The sequence below is a fragment of the Microvirga arvi genome (genome assembly GCF_016892765.1).
Lineage (GTDB): Bacteria > Pseudomonadota > Alphaproteobacteria > Rhizobiales > Beijerinckiaceae > Microvirga > Microvirga arvi.
In genome coordinates this window covers 205,326-220,681 of sequence record NZ_JAFEMD010000002.1, presented here as the reverse complement: position 1 = coordinate 220,681, position 15,356 = coordinate 205,326, and the positions used below count along the sequence as shown (strand labels likewise).

The 15,356-nt window shown below is 64.5% G+C and carries 11 protein-coding genes and 1 pseudogene; 2 read left to right on the top strand and 10 right to left on the bottom strand.

Features of this window, described 5'->3' with window-relative positions:
- Nucleotides 1-458 precede the first annotated feature (458 nt).
- On the top strand, nt 459-2,312 hold the full coding sequence (gene mutL, locus ILT44_RS02395) for a DNA mismatch repair endonuclease MutL (RefSeq protein ID WP_204237959.1): 1,854 nt from the start codon (nt 459-461) through the stop codon (nt 2,310-2,312).
- Between the two features lie 48 nt (nt 2,313-2,360).
- Here mutL and ILT44_RS02390 read toward each other — a convergent pair whose 3' ends face one another.
- The 6 genes and pseudogenes from ILT44_RS02390 to ILT44_RS02365 all read right to left on the bottom strand — a co-directional run bounded on the left by ILT44_RS02390 (nt 2,361) and on the right by ILT44_RS02365 (nt 10,556).
- Nucleotides 2,361-2,765: a PilZ domain-containing protein gene (locus ILT44_RS02390; RefSeq protein ID WP_204237958.1), complete on the bottom strand. Its 405-nt coding sequence runs from the start codon at nt 2,763-2,765 to the stop codon at nt 2,361-2,363.
- A gap of 183 nt (nt 2,766-2,948) precedes the next feature.
- Nucleotides 2,949-3,992 carry an L-glyceraldehyde 3-phosphate reductase gene (gene mgrA / locus ILT44_RS02385; protein WP_204237957.1) on the bottom strand — a complete coding sequence of 348 codons (1,044 nt, stop codon included), beginning with the start codon at nt 3,990-3,992 and terminating at the stop codon, nt 2,949-2,951.
- 80 nt (nt 3,993-4,072) lie between these two features.
- A complete protein-coding gene (locus tag ILT44_RS02380) occupies nt 4,073-5,113 on the bottom strand; it encodes a zinc-dependent alcohol dehydrogenase family protein (protein WP_204237956.1) in 1,041 nt (346 codons plus the stop codon).
- 262 nt (nt 5,114-5,375) lie between these two features.
- Nucleotides 5,376-7,577: a hypothetical protein gene (locus ILT44_RS02375; protein ID WP_204237955.1), complete on the bottom strand. Its 2,202-nt coding sequence runs from the start codon at nt 7,575-7,577 to the stop codon at nt 5,376-5,378.
- Between the two features lie 111 nt (nt 7,578-7,688).
- A pseudogene (gene rsmD, locus ILT44_RS02370) lies at nt 7,689-8,249 on the bottom strand (16S rRNA (guanine(966)-N(2))-methyltransferase RsmD); the annotation flags it as partial.
- A 159-nt stretch (nt 8,250-8,408) separates the two neighbouring features.
- Entirely contained in the window at nt 8,409-10,556 is a 2,148-nt protein-coding gene (locus ILT44_RS02365; protein ID WP_204237953.1) for a pseudouridine synthase, read from the bottom strand.
- Nucleotides 10,557-10,767: 211 nt separating this feature from the next.
- Here ILT44_RS02365 and ILT44_RS02360 point away from each other — a divergent pair, with 211 nt between their 5' ends.
- Entirely contained in the window at nt 10,768-11,196 is a 429-nt protein-coding gene (locus tag ILT44_RS02360) for a nucleoside deaminase (RefSeq protein ID WP_204237952.1), read from the top strand.
- A gap of 63 nt (nt 11,197-11,259) precedes the next feature.
- Here ILT44_RS02360 and ILT44_RS02355 read toward each other — a convergent pair whose 3' ends face one another.
- The 4 genes from ILT44_RS02355 to purD form a co-directional block, all read right to left on the bottom strand.
- Nucleotides 11,260-12,195, bottom strand: coding sequence for a YsnF/AvaK domain-containing protein (locus tag ILT44_RS02355; protein WP_204237951.1), 936 nt, complete (start codon nt 12,193-12,195; stop codon nt 11,260-11,262).
- Between the two features lie 176 nt (nt 12,196-12,371).
- On the bottom strand, nt 12,372-12,737 hold the full coding sequence (locus tag ILT44_RS02350) for a YsnF/AvaK domain-containing protein (protein WP_204237950.1): 366 nt from the start codon (nt 12,735-12,737) through the stop codon (nt 12,372-12,374).
- A 148-nt stretch (nt 12,738-12,885) separates the two neighbouring features.
- On the bottom strand, nt 12,886-13,794 hold the full coding sequence (locus tag ILT44_RS02345; RefSeq protein WP_204237949.1) for an alpha/beta fold hydrolase: 909 nt from the start codon (nt 13,792-13,794) through the stop codon (nt 12,886-12,888).
- A 149-nt stretch (nt 13,795-13,943) separates the two neighbouring features.
- Nucleotides 13,944-15,221: a phosphoribosylamine--glycine ligase gene (purD, locus tag ILT44_RS02340; RefSeq protein WP_204237948.1), complete on the bottom strand. Its 1,278-nt coding sequence runs from the start codon at nt 15,219-15,221 to the stop codon at nt 13,944-13,946.
- Nucleotides 15,222-15,356: the final 135 nt, after the last annotated feature.

Below are 15,356 nucleotides of genomic sequence, written 5' to 3'. Positions count from 1 at the left end.
TGAAGGTTGAACGATGAAGTACCGGGTGTGTTCGGAGCCGGGAAGGCGAGTTAAGGTTCAGGTGTCAAGCTTTACAAAACACGTGGAGTAAATTTGTAAATGATTCACAAGGGTGGATCATGCCCGCTCTGGTCCTAACGCATTGCCGGCATTCGGAAAAACTTCTCCAGGCTTGCTTACTTTGGCTAATTGTTTGATCTTGATCGAAGATATCTTATCCTAAAGGCGAAACGGATCAGAAGGAGTAGGGCCGGCAGAGCCCGTTCATGCCCGTGACAAAGCTCATGTCACCATCTTTACAATGTCGCCGCCTTTCGAAGTCCCCGATGAAAGGCTGATGCCTCCGGGCAGGAAGCCTGATGATGGAAACGGGCAGGGGAATAACGTCGCTCGTTCTGGTTTCCTGTGCCTGGAGCGCCTATCTTGCCTGCATCCGAATCCTGAGAAACGAACGCCTCATGCCTGTCCGCCGCCTCGATCCCATCCTCGTCGACCGCATCGCTGCGGGCGAGGTCGTCGAGCGCCCGGCGGCAGCGGTGAAGGAGCTGGTCGAGAACGCCGTCGATGCGAATGCCACCTCCATCGAGATCAATGTGGAGGCGGGAGGCCGTCGCCTGATCCGCATCATCGATGACGGCCGGGGCATGACGCCCGAGGATCTGGAACTGGCCGTCGAGCGACACGCCACCTCCAAGCTGCCGGACGGCGACCTGTTCGCCATCAACACCCTGGGCTTTCGCGGCGAGGCTCTGCCGTCCATCGGTGCCGTGGCGCGCCTGTCCATCCTCACCCGCACGGGGGAGGCCGAGACCGGCTCATCCATCGTGGTGGAGGCTGGCGTGAAGGGGCCGGTGCGGCCCGCGCCTGCGCCCAGGGGCACCCGCGTCGAGGTGACGGACCTCTTCGCCGCTACGCCGGCGCGCCTGAAGTTCCTGAAGAGCGACCGCTCCGAGGCGCAGGCGGTGGCGGAGATCGTCAAGCGGTTGGCCATCGCGCATCCGACGATCCGCTTCACCCTGTCGGGGGAGCACATCACCGCCTTCACCTATCCGCCGGAGGAGCCGGGCGAGCACGGCTTCCTGCGCCGTCTCTCACGGGTGCTGGGCGCTGAGTTCCACGAGAACGCCATGGCCATCGGCGTCGAGCGCGAGGGTGTGCGGCTTAACGGTTTTGCGAGCCTGCCGACCTATCACCGCGGCACCGGCACCTCGATTCACTTCGTGGTCAACGGGCGGCCCGTGCGCGACAAGCTGCTGATCGGCGCCGTGCGCGGCGCCTATGCGGATGTGATGGCCTCCGACCGGCACCCGGTGCTCGCCATCATGATCGATCTCGATCCGCACAGCGTCGACGTGAACGTGCATCCGGCCAAGACGGAGGTGCGCTTCCGCGATCCGAATTTCGTGCGCGGCTTCGTGGTGGCGGCCCTGAAGGAGGCCATCACCCGCCATGCCTTCCGCGCCTCCTCGACCGGCGGCATGCGCACGCTGGAGAGTCTGCGCCCTCAAGGCGCATTGCCCTCCTCACGCCCCGCCTATCCGCACCGCACGCACGCCATTCGCCCTGCGGGCGCCTTTGCCAACTGGCAGGCGCCCCTCGACGCGCCCGATCACTCCTATGCGCCGGCTTCCGGCCTCGCCGAGAGGCAGGCAAGCCTGCCCGATCTTTCAGCCCCCTCCGCCGACAGCCGTGCGACACTGCAGGAGGCGGAACCTCACACAGAGGAGTCGCCGCTCGGCGCTGCCCGCGCGCAGCTGCATGGCACCTACATCGTCGCGCAGACCCAGGACGGCATCGTCATCGTCGATCAGCATGCAGCGCACGAGCGTCTCGTCTACGAGCGCCTGAAGCGCGAGCGCGCAGCGTCCGGCATCGGGCGGCAGTTGCTGCTGATCCCCGAGGTGGTCGATCTCGATCCGGTGGATGCGGACCGCGTGCTTGCGGAGGCGTCAGCCCTGGAGAGCCTCGGCCTCGTCGTCGAGCCCTTCGGGCATGGCGCAATCCTGATCCGCGAGGTGCCGTCGGCTCTGGCCGGCGGACGGATCAAGGCGCTGGTGCAGGATGTGGCCGATGCCCTCGCCGAATGGGGGCAGGGGGCCTCGAACCCGCTCGAGGAACGGCTCGACGCCGTGCTCTCGCGCATGTCCTGCCATGGCTCGATCCGCGCGGGGCGGCGCATGCGGCCTGAGGAGATGAACGCGCTGCTGCGCGAAATGGAAGCGACGCCGCTCTCCGGCCAGTGCAACCACGGGCGCCCGACCTACGTGGAGCTCAAGCTCAGCGACATCGAGCGCCTGTTCGGACGGCGGTGAAACGCTCTTGACCGTGCGCTCCTCTTTGCGAGCGCGCTTCAGGGATGGTCAGATGCTGGTTTGCCAGAGCTTGAGATTCTTGCGCGCCGGCTTGGCGGCAAGATGGGCCGGCATCGCGGCGGCCTGGTCGAGGCAATCCGCGAAAGTGACCATGCGAGGAGCTTCCACTGCCGCGATCGCATCATCCTCTTCAGAGAAAGCAATGCCCGCGAAGTCACCCTTGCGCCAGCATACCCGCGCCCGGCGGACCTGCAGGTCGTGGGCTGCGATGAAGATCTCGAAGGTCTCGGGCAGATCCATCTGGGGCTTCAGGGCCAGCCTGGCGCCGCCGGTCGAGATGTCCTTCACCGTGCAGGGGATCATCGCGTCGGACCCCAGCAGGATCTGCGCCGGATGATGGGCACGAAAGCGCCGGGCGTGCCGGCGGTTGTCGGTGTCGATGACAGGGACCATGGAAGCGACCTGGGACAAATGGCCAATGAAGCTTTGCATTAACCATTTGTTAACCGACTTCTCAAGTCACTCCAAAGAGGTATCCCCAAAGGGGTTGGGGATGGGCACGACCTTAGAGCATCGTGCGGCCCTCCGGGGCCACACCCAACGATGCTCTCATTCATGGAGGATCCATCCGATGCTTTAGCGCGACGGCCCCTTTCGTTCCGCCGAGGCTGCCCAGATGTTCAGGTTGCCCTCGCCGGCGAAACGATCGATCTCGGCGAGTTCTTCCGGTGTGAACGATAGATTCTTGAGTGCGCCGACGCAGTCCACGACCTGTTCGGGACGGCTCGCGCCGATCAGGGCCGAGGTGACGCGCCCGCCGCGCAGCACCCAGGCCAAGGCCATCTGAGCGAGTGTCTGCCCCCGGCGTTCCGCAACGCCGTTGAGGCCGCGGATGCGGGAGAGATTGTCCTCGCTGAGGAAGGTGGTGCGCAGGGACTTGCCTTGCGCGGCGCGGCTCTCCTGGGGAATGCCGTTCAGATATTTCGTCGTCAGCATCCCCTGCGCCAGCGGCGAGAACACGATGGAGCCCATGCCGACATCGTCGAGGGTATCGAGCAAGCCATCCTCCTCGATCCAGCGGTTGAGCATGGAATAGCTCGGCTGATGGATGATGCAGGGCGTCCCGAGTTCGCGCAGGATGGCGACCGCCTCACGGGTGCGCTGGCTGTTGTAGGAGGAGAGGCCCACATAGAGCGCCTTGCCCTGCCGCACGGCCGAGTCGAGAGCCAGCATGGTCTCCTCCAGCGGCGTGTCCGGATCGAAGCGGTGGGAATAGAAGATGTCGACATAGTCGAGCCCTAGGCGCTTGAGGCTCTGGTCGAGACTGGAGAGCAGGTACTTGCGGCTGCCCCACTCGCCGTAGGGGCCGGGCCACATGCGATAGCCGGCCTTGGTGGAGATCACCATTTCGTCGCGCAGGCCTTGGAAGTCGTTGCGCAGGATATCGCCGAAGAGCGTCTCCGCCGAACCCGGCGGGGGGCCGTAATTGTTGGCGAGGTCGAAATGGGTGATGCCGAGATCGAAGGCCGTGCGGCAGATCTCCCGCGCGGTGGCCGAGGACTTGTCCTCGCCGAAATTGTGCCAGAGCCCGAGCGAGATTGCCGGCAGCATCAGGCCGCTGCGGCCGCACCTTTTGTAGATCATCTCGTCATAGCGATTGTCGGCGGGCAGATAGGCCATCGAACTCTCCAGCGCAGCAATGCGGCAGAAGACTTACATAGCGCGCCAAGCGCGTATTCAACAATGTGCTACCGACGTTCTCAGAAGCGCGTGATGACGCCGATGCCGATCCCCTCGAACCGATCCATGGCCATGAGGGCGGCGGGCGCCTCGTCGAGGCTGATGTGCTTGCCGACGAGCTTCTGCGGAGCGAGCTTGCCCGCGCGGATCATCGCCATCATGTCCTGATAGCGGAAGGCCTGCATGCCGTGGCTGCCGTAGATCTCAAGTTCATGCGCGATGATCTGCGCCATGGGCACGGAAGCCCGGGCATGGTCGCCCACCATCAGCCCGACCTGCACATGACGGCCGCGACGGCGCAGGTTCGCGATGGAGTTGAAGCACGTCGCAGGGCTGCCCAACGCATCGATGGAGACATGCGCGCCGCCCTTCGTGATCTCCTTCACCGCACCGACCACATCCTTGCTTGCACGCGCATTGACCGTTGCCACCGCGCCCATCTCCTGCGCGAAGGCAAGTTTCTCCTCCGTCAGGTCGACAGCGATCACGTTGGCGCCCATGGCAGTCGCGATCATGATGGCCGACAAGCCGACGCCGCCGCAGCCGTGAACCGCCACCCACGCGCCGGGCTTCACCCGGCCCTGATCGACGATGGCGCGGAACGAGGTGACAAAGCGGCAGCCGAGGCTCGCGGCCGTGGCGAAATCGAGTTCCTCGGGCAGCGCGACGAGGTTCGTGTCCGCGTAATCCACCGCCACATATTCCGCAAACGACCCCCAGGCCGTGAAGCCCGGCTGGAATTGCTGTTCGCAGACCTGATGGTTGCCGGAATTGCACTCGTGGCAGTGCCCGCATCCGCCGACGAAGGGCACCGTGACGCGATCGCCCTTTTTCCAGCGCGTGACTTGGCTCCCTGCTGCAAGAACCGTGCCGGCAAGTTCATGCCCCGGCACATGCGGCAGCACCACGTCGGGATCGTGCCCCATCCAGCCATGCCAGTCGCTCCGGCACAGACCCGTCGCCTCCACCTTGATCACCACGCCTGCCGCGGAGGGCGCCGGATCCGGAACATTCTGCACGCGCGGCGGCTGACCGAACTGCTCGAAGAGGACCGCTTTCATGATAAGCCTTGCCTGCGCGATGACGGGTGAGAAAGCGGTATAGCGGCTGGGTGAGGGGAGAGCAAATGCGAAAGCCGGCCATGTCAATTCAGGCGGTGTCATCCCCGCGAAGGCGGGGGTCCATAACCACGCCGCTTGCCCAGTCATGTGCTGCAGAGTCCGCTATGCCCTCTCCTGCGCCGTCAGCTTTTATGGATCCCGGACTCCGCTGCGCGGCCCCGGGATGACACCGGGGAAAACGATGAGCGACTTTTTTGCTTTCTCAGATCACGAAGAAGTCGTGGTAGGAGAGCTTGAGGTTCTTCGAGAGCGTCGCGATCTTCGCCTGGACCTTGGAGCCGGTGCCATCCGGGTCGTAGGAGAGCGCACCCGTCTTGCTGTCGTAGATGATGCGATCTTCCTTGTCCTTGGCTGCAGCAGCCTTCACGAACATATCCGCCTTGAACTTCACACCTGCTGCCAAGCCCTCGCCGAGCTTGGTGAAGATCTTGTTCTCCAGGTGGATCACATCATACCTCGGGTCGAAATCGTAGATCCGGTCGACATTGGTGCTCTTGTTCGGCTTGGTATCGAACACAAACACATCGTTGCTCGCGTCGGTGCCGCCATAGAGCTTGTCGTTGCCTGATCCGCCATAAAGCGTGTCGGAACCGGCATCGCCCTTAAGCGTATCGTTGCCGGACGAGGCTTTGAGCACATCGTTGCCGCTCAAGCCCTTGAGGGTGTTCGCGCCGGCATGACCAATAATCTCGTTGGCAATGTTCGAGCCGGTGAGGTTGGCGCCCTTCTTCGACGACACCCCCGAGAGCTTGAGCACCTCGATCTGCGCATCCGCTTTCAAAGCATAGCTGCCTCCGACAATGACCGTGTCCCGACCCTCGCCGGCGGCCTCTTCGAAAACATCTCCAGCCTTGATGGAGTAGGTATCGTTGCCGCGCCCGCCTTTCAGGATCGCCGAGCCGCTGCCGAAGAAAACGTCGTCGAAGAATGAGCCGATAATGCCTTCGATTCCGGTGTAGACATCGCCCGCCGCATCCCCTGCGCTACCGCCTGTAAGGCTCGCCGCGATGCCGCTCTTGGCGCTCGCAAAGGAAACGAAGTCTGTACCCTGGCCGCCGTTCAGGTGATCCGCTCCTGCGCCTCCTGAAAGCGTGTCGCTGCCGTCACCACCCTGGAGCAGATCGTCACCGTCGGCGCCGACGAGGGAGTCGTGACCGTTGCCGCCGTCCATCGTGTCTTTGAACGCGGTGCCGATATACTGATCGTCTCTAACAGTCCCTTGCAGCGACACCGCTTCATCACGCGGATCGACGATCTGGACGCCCTGCGAGTGCCGGACGAGGATGCGCCCGTCGGCTATGAGGTGAAGTTCCTGCAGATAGATGGACGCAGTTGTCGCTTCTTGGCTAACGCGGATGTCGTCGCTCAGTCGTTCTCCGTGCTTGTCGAAGATGGCGAAATGAACCTCCAAACCAGGCGCGCCACCTGCGGTGAGATCTGTCGCCTTCTCGTAAGCCACGGCGAATCCCCCGTCCGGCAATGCAAGCACATCCGAGTGCCCGGCGAACAAAAGGTCCGGCAGTGTGAGGGGCGAAACGGGCTTTACGCCGGAGACGGCGTTGCCTTCAGAATCATAGACTCTCAAGAAGGCATTGTATTCGGGTGTTCCAGCCGGGCCTTGCTCCATCCACGTCACAACAAAGCCGCCGCCTTCAAGGCCTGTGACCTTGATCCCTTCCTTGATGGGCGATGGGGTTGTTGAGATCTCGAAGGGTGCTGACAGAACCGGCTCGCCAGCTCCGGACGGCGTGAGCACGTAGCCTTTGAGGGACGACGTGCCTTCGCGTACCACCACGGCGACATTGCCATTCGACAGGGCTGTTACATCGGTGAGAGCGACTCCGGGCTGTGAGCCACCAGCCAAGCCAAGGTCCACTGCAGCCGAACGCGTACCATCCGGACTGAAGACGCGCAGATATGCGTGGCCGTCATCTTCGCTGCGGGCGCTGATGACCAATGTTCCATCATCGAGTGCTGCGATTGATTCCGCATAATCCCTGGCTCCGGAGATCGGATCGAAAACCGGTTTTGGCACCTCGATAGGTGCAAGATCGGCATTGTAGATGCAGACCCAAGGAGCCACGTAGGTGTTGCCGGAGGTGGGCGTGTGCACTGTCCACGTAATCGCGATACGTCCGTCCGGCAGTTCCTCCGCCATGGGATCGATGGCGAGGATCTCCAGCTTTCCGTTTATGCCCGGCACTTTGTGATCCGGTATGTCCAGGATCTGCTCAGCTTTCAGGGAGCCGTCCGCATTGTAGATCCATGCCTTGAGCTTGGTGTCTGGGAACGTCCCGGTCTTACCGACGAACAGGAAGGTGCCGTTGCTGAGCGCCGTCATGCGCGGGAATTGGATCCCGGTCGGAAGCGAGAAGGGAGATCCCCAGAGAAACGGTGCAGCCATGACGACTTCTCATTGCGGTCAAGAAAAAGGCGCCTCGTGGCGCGGTGACGCAATGTTATGCAGAATCAATGCTAGGACAACCGTCTTGTTGCAGGAGAGGGTTAAGCGTGCTCACTCGATGAAAAGCCCGAACACCACCTTCGTCTCTCCGTAAACCCGCCGCTCGATCTCTTCGAACCGTTCTGGCAGAGAAACTTCGACGCCCTGCGCCTCTTCCACGATCACGAGCGCATCAGGCACAAGCCAGCCGCCCTCGGCGCAGGAGCGTAGCGCTCTGGGCGCGAGATCCTTGCCGTAGGGCGGATCGCAGAAAACGACGGAGAAGGGAGCGTTGGGGGCGGCCTCGCCCATGCGGGTGGCGTCGCGGCGGAAGAGGCGGGTGGCTCCGCCGGCGCCGAGGGACTCCACGTTCTCCCGGATGATGCCGCGGGCCTGGGCGCCATCGTCGACGAAGAGCGCGAAGGCAGCGCCCCGCGAGAGTGCCTCCAGCCCCAAGGCGCCGGTGCCGGCGAACAGGTCGAGCACGCGCGCGCCCTCGATTGGGTCGTCGTAGGAATGATGGAGGATGTTGAAGACGGTCTCGCGCAGGTGGTCCGAGGTCGGACGGATGGCGTCCGAGCTCGGCCCCTTCAGCGAGCGGCCGCGCCAGCGCCCGCCCACGATTCTCATGGTCTGAACCTCATGAAGAGAGTCTCACAAAGCTTGCATCAAGCCTCATCCTGAGGAGGTCACGCAGTGACCGTCTCGCAGGAGGATCCAGTGCACCGGAATCTCCTGCGAGACGCAGCCTCACGGCTGCTCCTCAGGATGAGGATGGTGTTTCCTCAGGTTCTAGCGGCGACCGCGCGGGCCGCCTTTGGAACCGCCTTTGAAGCCGCCCTTCGAGGCGCCGCCCTTGGACGCGCCTCTGGGGCCACTCTTGAAGCCGCCGCCGGCGCCGCCTCTCGGCCCGCCGCGCGAAGGGCCGTCGCCCCGCGGAGGGCCGCGACGGGGACGCTCGTCATCGCCACGGGCGCGGAAGGGGCGGTCCCCCTCAGAGCGGCGAGGGCGGTCATCGCCGCCCTCACGAGAGCGGAAGGGCCGATCCCCCTGGGGCCGGCCAGGGCGATCCGCGCCACCTTCGCGCGAGCGGAACGGACGGTCGCCCTGCGGCCTGCGCGGACGATCCTCGCCGCTCTCGGTGCGGGCGCGGAACGGTCTGTCGCCGGCCGGACGGCGCGGGCGATCGTCATCGCGGCGTGGCGGACGGGGGCCACCCTCGCGGTCGCGCCTCGGCGGAGCACCGTCGCGATCATCCCGGCGGCGCGGCCGATCCTCGGCTCCGGCAGCACCCCGGCCTCTGCGCGGCGCGGGAGCTTCTTCCTCCTGAGGCTGGCGCACGAGGCGCTCCACCCGGACCTTGCGGCCTTCGCTGGAGGTAATCGCGCCGACGCGTTCGCGTTCACGTTCTCCGGCCACGGCGCGGGCCTCCCGCGGATCGGCGCCGCGACGGGGCATTTTCTTGCGCGGCGCATCCTCATCGGTCTCGCCGGCGCGCCATACGGTTCGCTTCGGCTCGAGACGCGAGGGGCGCCTCGCGGGCTCCTCCTCGTCACGGCTGCGGCGTTCGCCGTCACGGGCGCGGAACGGCCGCTCGTCATCGTCGCGGCGGCGCGGGCGCTCGTCATCGCGGTCGCGGCTGAAGCGGGACGGGCGCTCACTGCGCTCTTCACGGTCCTGCTTCTTCGGTGAGCCGAAGGGGGCGATGGGCTCGCGCACGGGGCTCTCGAAATCGACACCTGCTTCAATCGCGAGCGCTTCGCCGAGCTGATCCTTCAGCACCCTGGTGCGTACCTCCTCCACGAGGCCGACCTCGAGCTCGCCGAGCTGGAACGGGCCGAAGGACATGCGGATCAGGCGGTTCACCTGCAGGCCCATATGCTCCAGGATGCGCTTGATCTCGCGGTTCTTGCCTTCGCGCAGGCCCATCGTGATCCACGCATTGTCGCCCTGCACCCGGTCGAGGCGCGCCTCGATGGGGCCGTAATCGATCCCGTCGATGGAGATGCCGTTGCGGAGGTTGTCGAGGTCGGCCTGGTTGACCTCGCCGTGGGCACGCACCTTGTAGCGGCGCAGCCAGCCGGTATCGGGATGGGCGATCACGCGGGCGAGGCCGCCGTCGTTCGTGAGCAGAAGGAGCCCTTCCGTGTTGATGTCGAGACGGCCCACTGCCACCACGCGCGGCAGATCCTCGGGCAGGTTGTCGAACACGGTCGACCGGCCTTCAGGATCCTTGGCCGTGGTCACGAGACCGCGAGGCTTGTGGTAGAGCCACAGGCGCGTCCGCTCCTTGGCCGGCAGAGGCTCGCCGTCCACGGTGATCCTGTCGGCGGCGGTCACGTTGATCGCAGGCGATTCCAGAACCTTGCCGTTGAGGGTCACCCGGCCTTCCGCGATCAGCACCTCGGCATCCCGACGTGAGGCGACACCGGCGCGGGCGATCACCTTGGCGATGCGGTCCTCGACAGGCTCCTGGGGCTCGGCTCGCACGGCCGGGCTCTCGTCGCTGGCGCGCAGTGGGCGATCCTCCGCCGAGCGGTCGAAGCGGCGCGGGCGATCCTCACCGGCCCGTCCCCGGAAGGGCTTGTCCCCTGCGCTGCGGGCACGGAACGGCTTGTCGCCACCCTCCGAGCGGGGACGGAAGGATTTCTTCTCGCTACCCTCGAAGCGGCGGGGACGCTCATCGTTGTCCCGGCTGCGGAAGGGGCGATCACCACCTTCCGCACGCGGACGGAAGGGTTTGTCGCCGTCACGGCTGCGGAAAGGCTTGCCTGCTCCCTCGCGGGGCTTGCGCGGGCGGTCGTCGTCGCCACGGGCGCGGAAAGGCTTGTCGCCGCCTTCGCGAGGCTTGCGGGAGGGCCGGTCGCCCGAGGAGGTGCGGCCACGGTCGGAGCGTCCCGGCGGACGGCCCTTGCGATTATCGTCGTTGCTGTCGGTCATAGGAGCCTGATAGCAGAGGAGTGGTAGAGAAGCGAGGGCTATAGCATCGGACGTGAAAAGTGGACTTGCACTTTTGGGATCTGTTCCGATGCTGCATTCTTACATCAGCGCATCGTGTGGACCGGATCCGGTCCACACGATGCGCTAGGGACAAACGCGCTTGACGGACAACGCCGGGTCAAACCCATTCGATCCTCAGGGGCAGGGCCCCATGAGCCTGGCCTTCGACGAGGCCCGCGCCGCAGCCGCGCGCGGGGAGGTGCCTGTGGGTGCGGTCATCGTCAGGGACGGGCGCATCGTCGCCAGAGCCGGCAACCGTCCGCGCGAGCTGCGGGATCCCTCTGCGCACGCCGAGATGCTCGCCATCCGCCTGGCCTGCGAGGCCCTCGACGACGAGCGTCTCTCCGGCTGCGACCTCTATGTGACGCTCGAGCCCTGCACCATGTGCGCCGGGGCGATCTCCTTCGCCCGGATCCGGCGGGTCTATTACGCCGCCCATGACCCCAAGGGCGGGGCGGTCGATAATGGCGTGCGCTTTTTCGACCAGCCCACCTGCCACCACGCCCCGGAGGTCTATGGCGGCATCCGGGAGAGCGAGGCGGCGGCCCTGCTGCGGGAGTTTTTCGAGGGACGGCGATAAGGACGGCATGAAAAAGCCCGGAGCATTGAGCTCCGGGCCTATCCGTTGGTTCCTTACCAGGATTTAGCGGTTCTTATCCGTGGTGCCGGTGCGCGAGATGCCAGCGCTGCGCTCGTCATCAACCTCCACCTCGGTCTTGCGCACCGTGTCGGAGATGGTTTCCGTGCGCTGATCGGCGTCCTTGCGCACGACCACTTCCTCGACGACGCGGGCCTCCTTCGAGACGACGGCTTCCTCAGAGCGCTCTTCCATCTCGATGGAGCGCTCGCGGAAGAGATCGCCATCGTTCACCGAGCCGGTGCGCGCGGTGCCCTCGACCGGGCGGCGCTCGACGGATACGCGCTCCTCCTTCAGGGAGACCTGCTCCTGCACCGGACGTTCGGTGACGTGAGAGCGGATGCGCACGCGGCCATGGCTGACCTCGCGCTTGCCCACATGCAGCTCTTCCTCGGCAACGGGGATCACCTCGTCGCGATCCGAGCTGCGGTCCCGAGCGTACAGGCTATCGTCCTGGAGGCTTTCGCGATCGCGCGTGCCGCCGCCGGTCAGGCCCGTGCCCAGCACGCCGGCCGATGTCGTCGCCGTGCCTCCCAGATCCGCAACGCCCGAGTCCTGATGGCTCCAGCCCTCGGACCGCCAAGCATCCTGCTGCTCGTCGAGATCGAGAACATCATCGTCGTCGAGGATGTCGACCACGCGGTCGACCTCGTCATCATCGCAGCGCACGGCAATGAGAGCGTGGCCGCGGCGCACGCCTTCTGCATAGGCGCGGGCGTCATCATGCGGCACGCCGTTCGTGGTCAGGTAATTCTCGACACGGTCGTGGTGCGATCCGCTGGAGCTCTCGTCGAAATTGCTGGCCCCGTCCCAGGTCCGATTCTCGCCCGAAGCGGTGAACAGGCAGATCTTGCCCTGCGAGATGCCCGATTGTGCCAGCTCACGGACGATGGAAGAAGCTTGAGAGTCGCTGCTGAAAAGGCAAGTTACAGTCTTGGCCATTGCACACAATCTCCATGGGCCGTCAAAGCGGCCCGGTTGCTAAGAGTTACAGGTGACTCAGAACAGCTGAGCCGCATCACTGAAACGATCGCGGTATCAGACGCAGTGACTTATCAATTGCTGCTCGTGGACTTCGTTCCCGAAGACAAGCTGACTACGTGTTCTTTCACGTGCTTTCATGTATCGGTGTTCGCATCATCGTCGGTCGGTACGCGCTCGATGACGGCGCGCTGCTTGCGAAGCTCTACAGGAGTCTCGACGTCTTCGCTGGTTCTGCGCTTGTGAACGTGCAGCTCCTCTTTCAGGACAAGACGTTTCTCGACGACCAGAACCTCCTCGAGGATGGGAATGATCGTCACGTCGTTCTCGGTGCGGATTTCAGGAGCGCGATCAACGATCCGATCAATAGGAACCCGCGTCACCTCAACCTTTTCTCCGTCAAGCGTCGCCTTGACCATCTCCGTCTCGACATCGACGCTTGTGCGGACACGAACCTTGCCTGTAGTAACTTCTTGCTTGTCGAGGCGCAGCTCTTCTTCCATGAGCGGAATGACCTCCGTCTCAGACGATTCGCTCTGTAGATTCGGCTGGTCCGAAATGTGCTTGGCCATGAATGGGATCCCGTCTGCAGCGGTGAACGTGCCGCTTGCATGACAGGTTCCTCCCACCATGGGTGCGAAGATCGATGCTCTAATTGTGCAGGAAGGCCTGCAACGCCTCCAGGGTCGCGCCCGGGTTTTCCTCAGCCACGAAATGTCCCGACGCCACGCCGATGCCGTTCGCCTTCGGCGCGAAGCTCCGGCGCCAGATATCGAGGGGCTTCTGGTTGTGGCCGACGGGACCACTGACGAGATAGAAGTCGCTCCAGATCACGTAGGTCGGACATTGGATCGTCTTGCCGGCTGCAAGGTCGGCTTCGTCCGCTTCGATGTCGCGCGTGGCGCCGGCCCGGTAATCCTCGCAGAAGGCATGGATGCGCGTGGGCTCGTTGCAGCTCTGCCAATAGGCTTCCAGCGCCCGATGATCGAAGGCTCCGAGATCGCCGGCGGCGGACCATTTCCGCATCAGGCCTTCGAAATAGGGGATCGGATCGCGCCCGATCTCCTCCTCCGGCTTGGGATAAGGCTGGGACAGATAGCCCCAATGCGCTTCGGGAATCGTGCCGGCCCGCATCTGCTCCCACACGTGATAGGTCGGCAGGATGTCGAGAAGCGCGAGACGCTCGACGCGGCCCGGATGATCGAGCGCGAGCCGGTAGCCGACCCGCGCGCCGCGGTCGTGCCCGGCCACCGCGAAATGCACATGGCCGAGGGCCTCCATGACCTCGACGACGTCCCGGCCCATGGCGCGCTTGGAATAGGTCTCGTGCTTCGGATCGCCCTTGGGCGCCGTGGACCAGCCATAGCCGCGCATATCCATGCAGACGACCGTGTGGGTTTCGGCGAGCGTCGGTGCCAGGCGGTGCCACATGGCATGCGTCTGCGGAAAACCGTGCAGCAGGACGAGCGGCTGCCCGTTGCCCTTGCTGCGCGCGAAGATGCGTCCGACCTCAGTGTCGATCCAGTGGCTTTGGAAACCTGGGAAGAGATCGTCGCTCATCGTCAGCCGCTCGCCTGTTACGGAATGGCCTCGATAATAAGCTAGAGCGCCGATCCTCGAAATTGATGGGCCGGCTCCGGAAAATGGGGCGCAACCCAAAGGAGAGAAAACTTACCTAACGTCATCAGTCAATAGGGGTAGGCACATTTTTAGCCGTGCTCACGCTCCACTGCCCGCCAGCCGATGTCGCGGCGGCAGAAGCCCTGGGGCCAGTCGATCCGGTTGACGGCCTCATAAGCCTTCCTCTGGGCTTCGGTGATGGTGGCGCCGAGGGCAGTCACGTTGAGCACCCGTCCGCCGTTGGCGACGATCCGGTCGCCGTCCTGCTTCGTGCCCGCGTGGAAGACGATGACGTCGTTGAGCTCCTCGGCCCGGTCGATGCCCTTGATCTCCGATCCCTTCTCCACCGCCCCTGGATAACCGTTGGCCGCCATCACGACGGTGAGCGCTGCGGCATCCGACCATTGCAGGGAGATGGTGTTCAGGACACCATCGCAGGCGGCGAGCAGGGCGGTCACGAGATCGGATCTCAGGCGCGGCAGCAGCACCTGGGTTTCCGGATCGCCGAGGCGGGCATTGTATTCGATGAGCTGCGGCCCATCCTCGGTGAGCATGAGCCCGGCATAGAGGATGCCCGTATACGGCGTGCCCCGCGCCTTCATGCCCGCAAGCGTCGGCTCGATGATCTCGGCGATGACACGGGCCTGCAGCTCCGGCGTCAGCACCGCGGCGGGCGAATAGGCGCCCATGCCGCCGGTGTTCGGACCCTTGTCGCCGTCGAACACGCGCTTGTGGTCCTGGGCCGTGCCGAAGGGGATCGCGCGCGTGCCGTCGCAGAGCGCGAAGAAGCTTGCCTCCTCACCCTCAAGAAAGGCTTCGATCACCACCTCGGCCCCGGCCGCACCGAGGCCGCCGCCGATCATCATGTCGATGGCGCCCTCCGCCTCCTCGAACGATAGGGCGACCACCACGCCCTTGCCGGCAGCAAGGCCGTCCGCCTTCACGACGATGGGAACGCCATAGCTGCGTACATAGCTTTTGGCGGTCTCCGCATCGGTGAAGCGCCGGTAGGCGGCGGTGGGGATGTTGAACTCGGCGCAGAGATCCTTGGTGAAGGCCTTCGAGCCTTCGAGCTGAGCGGCCGCCTTGCTCGGCCCGAAGGCCTTGATGCCCGCAGCCTTCAGATCGTCCACGAGCCCGGCGACGAGGGGCGCCTCCGGCCCGACCACCACGAATCCGATCTTCATCACCCGGCAGAAATCGATCACCGCCCGATGGTCGGTCACGTCGAGCACCACATTGGTCCCGTGCTGCGCCGTGCCGGGATTGCCGGGGGCTATGAGGAGCTTGTCGCAGAGGGAACTCGCCGAGAGGCTGCGCGCCAGAGCATGTTCCCGTCCGCCGGAACCGATGAGAAGAATGTGCATGGGCTTGCCTCCTCGTGATGTCAGCGCTCTTAGCGGCTCGTAAGGCTGAAGCCTACCCCCGACCTGGGCGGAGGCTGTGTCTTTTGAAAAGTCGGCCTGTTGCGAGGAACGATCATCAAATGACGAACAGGTCGC

Excerpts from the sequence above, each read along its gene's own strand:
- mutL (WP_204237959.1), top strand. The coding sequence starts at position 459 with ATGCCTGTCCGCCGCCTCGATCCCATCCTCGTCGACCGCATCGCTGCG.
- ILT44_RS02390 (WP_204237958.1), bottom strand. The coding sequence starts at position 2,765 with ATGGTCCCTGTCATCGACACCGACAACCGCCGGCACGCCCGGCGCTTT.
- mgrA (WP_204237957.1), bottom strand. The coding sequence starts at position 3,992 with ATGGCCTATCTGCCCGCCGACAATCGCTATGACGAGATGATCTACAAA.
- ILT44_RS02380 (WP_204237956.1), bottom strand. The coding sequence starts at position 5,113 with ATGAAAGCGGTCCTCTTCGAGCAGTTCGGTCAGCCGCCGCGCGTGCAG.
- ILT44_RS02375 (WP_204237955.1), bottom strand. The coding sequence starts at position 7,577 with ATGGCTGCACCGTTTCTCTGGGGATCTCCCTTCTCGCTTCCGACCGGG.
- ILT44_RS02365 (WP_204237953.1), bottom strand. The coding sequence starts at position 10,556 with ATGACCGACAGCAACGACGATAATCGCAAGGGCCGTCCGCCGGGACGC.
- ILT44_RS02360 (WP_204237952.1), top strand. The coding sequence starts at position 10,768 with ATGAGCCTGGCCTTCGACGAGGCCCGCGCCGCAGCCGCGCGCGGGGAG.
- ILT44_RS02355 (WP_204237951.1), bottom strand. The coding sequence starts at position 12,195 with ATGGCCAAGACTGTAACTTGCCTTTTCAGCAGCGACTCTCAAGCTTCT.
- ILT44_RS02350 (WP_204237950.1), bottom strand. The coding sequence starts at position 12,737 with ATGGAAGAAGAGCTGCGCCTCGACAAGCAAGAAGTTACTACAGGCAAG.
- ILT44_RS02345 (WP_204237949.1), bottom strand. The coding sequence starts at position 13,794 with ATGAGCGACGATCTCTTCCCAGGTTTCCAAAGCCACTGGATCGACACT.
- purD (WP_204237948.1), bottom strand. The coding sequence starts at position 15,221 with ATGCACATTCTTCTCATCGGTTCCGGCGGACGGGAACATGCTCTGGCG.